The 1,040-nt window shown below is 71.1% G+C and carries 1 protein-coding gene; it reads left to right on the top strand.

What is annotated here, in order from left to right; all coding sequences use genetic code 11:
* Positions 1–111 precede the first annotated feature (111 nt).
* Positions 112–1,040: class II fructose-bisphosphatase (gene glpX / locus ACFWJO_RS40935; RefSeq protein WP_386873491.1), on the top strand; the 929-nt coding region annotated here is incomplete at its 3' end.

Here is a 1,040-nt window from a genome sequence, read left to right as displayed (position 1 = left end):
GCATTGTGCCACCCACGGGAGGCCGCCCCCGTAGGATGAGGACCGGGGCAGAGCCGCCCTCACGCCCCGTCCCGTGCGGACGGAGCGCCGCGAGCAAGGATCGGAGCAGCGATGACCAGCGCGTCCTCGGAGAAGACCGGCTACGAGAATCACGTCCCGGACCGCAACCTGGCCATGGAGTTGGTGCGGGTGACCGAGGCGGCGGCCATCGCCGCGAGCCCCTGGGTGGGTTACGGGGACAAGAACAAGGCGGACGGCGCCGCGGTGGACGCGATGCGCGCGTTCATGGACACCGTGGCCATGGACGGCACCGTGGTGATCGGCGAGGGCGAGAAGGACGAGGCCCCCATGCTGTTCAACGGCGAGCAGGTCGGCGACGGCTCCGGCGCCGCCGTGGACGTGGCCGTGGACCCGATCGACGGCACCCGCCTGACCGCCATGGGCTACAACAACGCGCTCTCCGTCTTCGCGGTGGCCGAGCGCGGCACCATGTTCGACCCGTCGGCCGTGTTCTACATGGACAAGCTCGTGGTGGGCCCCGAGGCCGCCGACTTCGTGGACATGCGCCTGCCGGTGAAGCAGAACGTGAACCTCGTGGCCAAGGCCCTGGACAAGCCCGTCTCGCAGGTGACCGTGTGCGTGCTGGACCGCCCCCGCCACGAGGGCCTGGTCAAGGAGATCCGCCAGGCCGGCGCCCGCGTGAAGTTCATCCTGGACGGCGACGTCGCCGGCGCCATCGCCGCCGCCCGCCCGGACACCGGCGTGGACATGATGATGGGCATCGGCGGCACCCCCGAGGGCATCGTCACCGCGTGCGCGATCAAGGCCACCGGCGGCATCATCCAGGGTCGCCTGGCCCCCACCGACGACGCCGAGAAGCAGAAGGCCCTCGACGCCGGCCTCGACCTCGACGCGGTGCTGACCACGAACGAGCTGGTCACCTCCGACCACTGCTACTTCGCGGCCACCGGCATCACCGACGGCGACCTGCTGCGCGGTGTGCGCTTCGCCGACGGCCCCGTGCACACGCAGTCCATCGC

Source organism: Streptomyces sp. NPDC127092 (genome assembly GCF_042722475.1).
Lineage (GTDB): Bacteria > Actinomycetota > Actinomycetes > Streptomycetales > Streptomycetaceae > Streptomyces.
This window is presented reverse-complemented; position numbering and strand designations above follow the sequence as displayed.